General features: G+C 64.6%; 4 protein-coding genes. All 4 read left to right on the top strand.

Annotation, left to right across the window (positions count from 1 at the left end):
- The first annotated feature begins 168 nt into the window (after nt 1–168).
- Nucleotides 169–1656 carry an aldehyde dehydrogenase gene (locus EN749_RS30560; RefSeq protein ID WP_128364557.1) on the top strand — a complete coding sequence of 496 codons (1488 nt, stop codon included), beginning with the start codon at nt 169–171 and terminating at the stop codon, nt 1654–1656.
- Between the two features lie 244 nt (nt 1657–1900).
- Nucleotides 1901–2755: a MetQ/NlpA family lipoprotein gene (locus EN749_RS30555; RefSeq protein ID WP_128364556.1), complete on the top strand. Its 855-nt coding sequence runs from the start codon at nt 1901–1903 to the stop codon at nt 2753–2755.
- A 91-nt stretch (nt 2756–2846) separates the two neighbouring features.
- Nucleotides 2847–3944, top strand: coding sequence for a methionine ABC transporter ATP-binding protein (locus tag EN749_RS30550; protein ID WP_128364555.1), 1098 nt, complete (start codon nt 2847–2849; stop codon nt 3942–3944).
- Complete coding sequence (locus EN749_RS30545) at nt 3925–4581, top strand: methionine ABC transporter permease (RefSeq protein ID WP_127266743.1); 657 nt, start codon at nt 3925–3927, stop codon at nt 4579–4581. The genes EN749_RS30550 and EN749_RS30545 overlap by 20 nt, the downstream gene beginning before the upstream one ends.
- Nucleotides 4582–4793: the final 212 nt, after the last annotated feature.

The raw sequence follows: 4793 nt of genomic DNA, 5'->3' as shown, positions 1-4793 counted from the left end.
TTTCTGTTCGGGCCGGTTTTTCGCACGCGAGCAGATGTGCCTTGCGGTGAGGCTGTTGCTTCTGCGCTTCCCCGATCTCAGCCTTGTGCCTGGCAAGGAGCCGGTGTTTCGCGGCTGGGAATTCCGCGCGCCAACCACATTGCATGTTTCCCTGGGAGTCCGTCACCCATGATCAGTCAGAATGCCATCGACACGCTGCGCCAGACGGAGATCGGCGCACGGGGCCTGTTCATCGATGGCGTGCAGATCGAGACAACAAGCGGCGAAAGCCTGCCGGTGACGTCGCCGATCGACGGCCGACCTTTCGCCAGCATCGCCGACGGCAATGCCGCCGATATCGACCGCGCCGTCAAGTCTGCGCGCAAGGCGTTCGAGAGGGGCTCGTGGTCGCGATCAGCGCCGGCCTTTCGCAAGAAGGTGCTGACGAAGTTCGCCGAGCTGGTCGAAAAGCATGCCGACGAGCTCGCCGTGCTCGGCGTGCGCGACAATGGCACCGAGATCGGCATGGCCTACAAGTCCGAACCGCTCTCGGCCGCCGGCACCATCCGCTACTATGCCGAGGCGATCGACAAGGTCTACGGCGAGATCGCGCCAACGGCCGACAATGTGCTCGGACTGATCCACAAGGAGCCGCTCGGCGTCGTCGGCGTCATCGTGCCGTGGAACTTTCCGCTGATGATCGGCGCCTGGAAGATCGCGCCCGCACTTGCCGCCGGCAATTGCGTGGTGGTCAAGCCGCCGGAAATCGCTTCGCTGACGCTGCTGCGGTTGGCCGAATTGGCAAGCGAGGCCGGACTTCCCGCCGGTGTGCTCAATGTCGTCACCGGCCGTGGCGCGGTCACCGGCGAAGCGCTCGGCCTGCATATGGATGTCGACGCCATCGCCTTCACCGGCTCGGGGCCGGTCGGTCGACGGCTGCTCGAATATTCCGCTCGCTCCAATCTGAAGCGCGTCTTCCTCGAACTCGGCGGCAAGTCGCCCAACATCGTCTTTGCCGATGCCTCAGACCTGAAACAGGCGGCGGTCGTCTCGGCCAACGGCATTTTTCGCAATTCCGGCCAGGTCTGCGTCGCCGGCTCGCGGCTCCTGGTCCAGTCAGCGGTCTATGACCGTTTCATGGACGAACTTGTCGCGGCAACCACGCGGCTCAAAGTCGGCGATCCGCTCGATCTCACCAGCGATGTCGGCGCGGTATCGAGCGCCGAACAGCTGGACAAGAACCTCGGTTTCGTTGCCAGGGCGACGGAAGAAGGCGCCCAGCTGGTCACCGGCGGCAAGCGGATTCTCACCGAGACCGGCGGCAGCTACATGGCGCCGACGATCTTCGAGAATGTCACGCAAGACATGCAGCTTGCCCGCGAGGAGGTGTTCGGGCCGGTGCTCGGCGTCATGCGCTTCGAGACCGAGGAGGAGGCGGTGCGGCTTGCCAATTCGACCGTCTACGGGCTCGCCTCGGCGGTGTGGACCGCCAACCTCTCCACAGCACACCGCATGGTGCGCGCCATCAATGCCGGCGTCGTCCACGTCAACACCTACGGCGGCGCCGACATCACCGTGCCGCTCGGCGGCGTCAAGCAGTCCGGTTTCGGCCGCGACAAGTCGCTTCACGCGCTGGAGAAATATTTGGAACTGAAGACGGCGTGGATCGCGCTTTGACGGCACGCCGGGCTCTCTGAGAATCTGACGACCTCCAGAGGCGCGCAAGATCGCGCCGCGACCCGCTGCGGCCGGTCAAGCGGCGGCTTTTGCTCACGCTCTTGAAAATTTTGAGAGAATATTCCCGGCTTTGGCGAGAACGGCGAAACCCGTTCTTTGATATAAACGATAGAATTTCTGAGGATGTGACCAAGGCTAGGCAATCCGCCTCGCTGCAATGACTTCACAACCACAGAGATCAATCATGTCCGACTTCAAGAACACTTTGCCATCTTCCCCGGGGTCAACCGTCAACCGGCGCAGTGGCCTTGCTCTGCTGTTCGCCTCGGCCGTGGCGATCGGCAGCCTGATGGCGCCCGGCGCATCGTTCGCCGAGGACAAGAAGGCGATCAAGGTGGGTATCATCAGCGGTGAGGACGAGGATGTCTGGCGAGTCGTCGTCGCCCAGGCCGCCGAAAAGGGCCTCTCCATCGAAACCGTGGTGTTCAACGACTACACCCAGCCCAATGAGGCGCTGGAGCGCGGCGAAATCGACGCCAACGCCTTCCAGCACCAGCCCTATCTCGACAACCAGATCAAGACTCAAGGGTATCATATCGTGCGCGTCGGCTATACCGGCGTGTGGCCGATCGGCCTCTACTCGAAGAAGTACAAAGCAGTCGCCGACCTGCCCGAGGGCGCGGTCGTCGGCGTGCCGAACGATCCATCCAATGAAGGCCGGGCGCTGCGCGTGCTGCAGAATGAAGGCGTGATCAAATTGAAGGACGGCACCGGTATTCTGGCCACCACCGCCGACATCGCCGAGAACGCGAAGAAGGTGGTGATCAAGGAGCTGGACGCCGGCATTGTCGGCCGCTCGGTCGAGGATCTCGACGCCGCGGTGGTCAACACCGACTGGGCGCAGAAAAGCGGCCTGACGCCGGAAAACCGCATCGCGCAGGAGCCGATCGCCGACAATCCCTACCGCAACTTCATCGCGGTGAAGGCTGGCAACGAGAACGAAGCCTGGGTGAAGACGCTGGTCGCCTCCTATCAGAACGAGGCGGTGAAGGCCGAGTTCGACAAGGTTTACAAGGGCACCGGCCTCAGCGCCTATTGATCCGATCGTCGACCGGAAGCCCGGTTCGAGAGCAACAGCGGCCCGCGCTCAGGCGCGGGCCGCGATTGCGTTTTCGGGAACAGGAACATTCATGAACCAGCATATCACGGCATCCGGAGAAACCGCCGATCCGACCCATGGCCGGCCCGACCCGTCTCAGGACGTCGTGCGCCTCGTCGAGCTCAAGCGCCGCTTCGGTGTGACAGCGGCGCTCGACGGCATCTCGCTGACCGTGCGCAAGGGCGAGATCCTCGGCATCATCGGCCGCAGCGGCGCCGGCAAGTCGACGCTGATCCGCTGCCTGAACGGGCTGGAACGGCCTGACTCCGGCGAGGTGTTCATCGAAGGCCGAGAGATCAGCCGGCTTGGCGAGCGCGAGCTGCAGCCGCTGCGGCGGCGCATCGGCATGATCTTCCAGCATTTCAACCTGCTGTCGGCCAAGACCGTCGAAGACAATGTGGCGCTGCCGCTGAAGATCGAGGGCCGCTCGAAGGCCGAGCGACTGAAGCGCGCCGCCGAACTGCTCGACCTCGTCGGCCTGTCCGAGAAGGCAAAAGCCTATCCGGCGTCACTGTCGGGCGGCCAGAAGCAGCGTGTCGGCATCGCCCGGGCGCTGGCAGCACGCCCGGCGCTGCTCTTGTCGGACGAAGCCACCTCGGCGCTCGATCCGGAAACAACGCGCTCCATCCTCGCCCTTCTCAAGGACATCAACCGGCAGCTTGGGCTGACCATCCTTCTGATCACCCATGAGATGGAGGTGGTCCGCTCGATCGCCGACCGCGTTGCGGTGATCGACGCCGGGCGCATCGTCGAGCAAGGGCCGGTCTGGTCGGTGTTTGCCGACCCACAATCAGACATCACCAAAAGCCTGCTCGGCGCCATCCGGCCGCAGCTGCCAGCCGAACTGGCGGCCCGGCTGCTGCCGGCGGCCGGCGCGGAGACGATCCTGCGCGTCGACGTGGCCGGCGATGCGGCACGCGGCCCGTTGCTGTCCGACCTTGCCACGGCTGTTCCAGGCGCCTTCCGCCTCATCCACGGCGGCATCGACCATATCCAGCAACAGCCCGTCGGCACGCTGTTCCTGTCTGTTCCCGGCAGCGATGCAAATCATCTCGCTGACATCATCACATTCCTGAAGACCCGCCAGGCGCGGGTGGAGGTGCTTGGCCATGTCGCCGATCCTGTTTGAACTTCTGCTGCGTTCGATTTGGGAAACCGTCCTGATGACAGCCGCCTCCGGCCTCATCTCGCTGGTCTTCGGCCTGCCGCTCGGCCTGGCACTGATCGCCACCGAACGCGGCGGGATTGCCGAAAGCCTGTGGGTGAACCGGGCGCTCGGCGCCGTCATCAACGGCTTCCGTTCGGTGCCCTTCATCATCCTTCTGGTGGCACTGATCCCGGTGACGCGGCTGATCGTCGGCACCTCGATCGGCACATGGGCAGCCATCGTGCCGCTGTCGATCGCCGCCACGCCCTATTACGCGCGCATTGCCGAAGTGTCGTTGCGTGAGGTCGACCGTGGCTTGATCGAGGCGGCGCGCGCCATGGGCGGCAACCGCTGGACGATCATCCGCGAGGTGCTGGTGCCGGAAGCCCTGCCCGGCATCGTCGCCGGCTTCACGGTGACGCTGGTGACGCTGATCGGTGCCTCGGCCATGGCCGGCGCCATTGGCGCCGGCGGCCTCGGCGACCTCGCCATCCGCTACGGCTATCAACGATTTGAGACGTCCGTCATGATCGCGGTGGTCATCGTGCTGATCATCCTGGTCTGCGGCATCCAGTGGGCGGGGGACCGGCTGGTGGCGAGGCTGGATCGGCGGGGGTGAAAGACTGGCTGATGGCACGGCCGCGTACGGGATAGGCGGAGGCCTTTCCGCCCCCAACCCGTCTGACGCCCGGCTTCACCCGCCAAAGCTGCCCAGCCGCGTGGGCTGCGTATAGCTGCGGTCGACATAGAGCAGGGCCGAGCCGCCGCTGCCGTGCCGGACGTCGATGACGCGGCCGATCATGACATTGTGCGTGCCGACGACATGTACAG

It is taken from the genome of Mesorhizobium sp. M7A.F.Ca.ET.027.02.1.1 (assembly GCF_004022985.1).
Classification (GTDB): Bacteria; Pseudomonadota; Alphaproteobacteria; order Rhizobiales; family Rhizobiaceae; genus Mesorhizobium.
The sequence above is the reverse complement of the archived record's forward strand: the minus strand, read 5'-3'. Positions and strand labels throughout refer to the sequence as shown.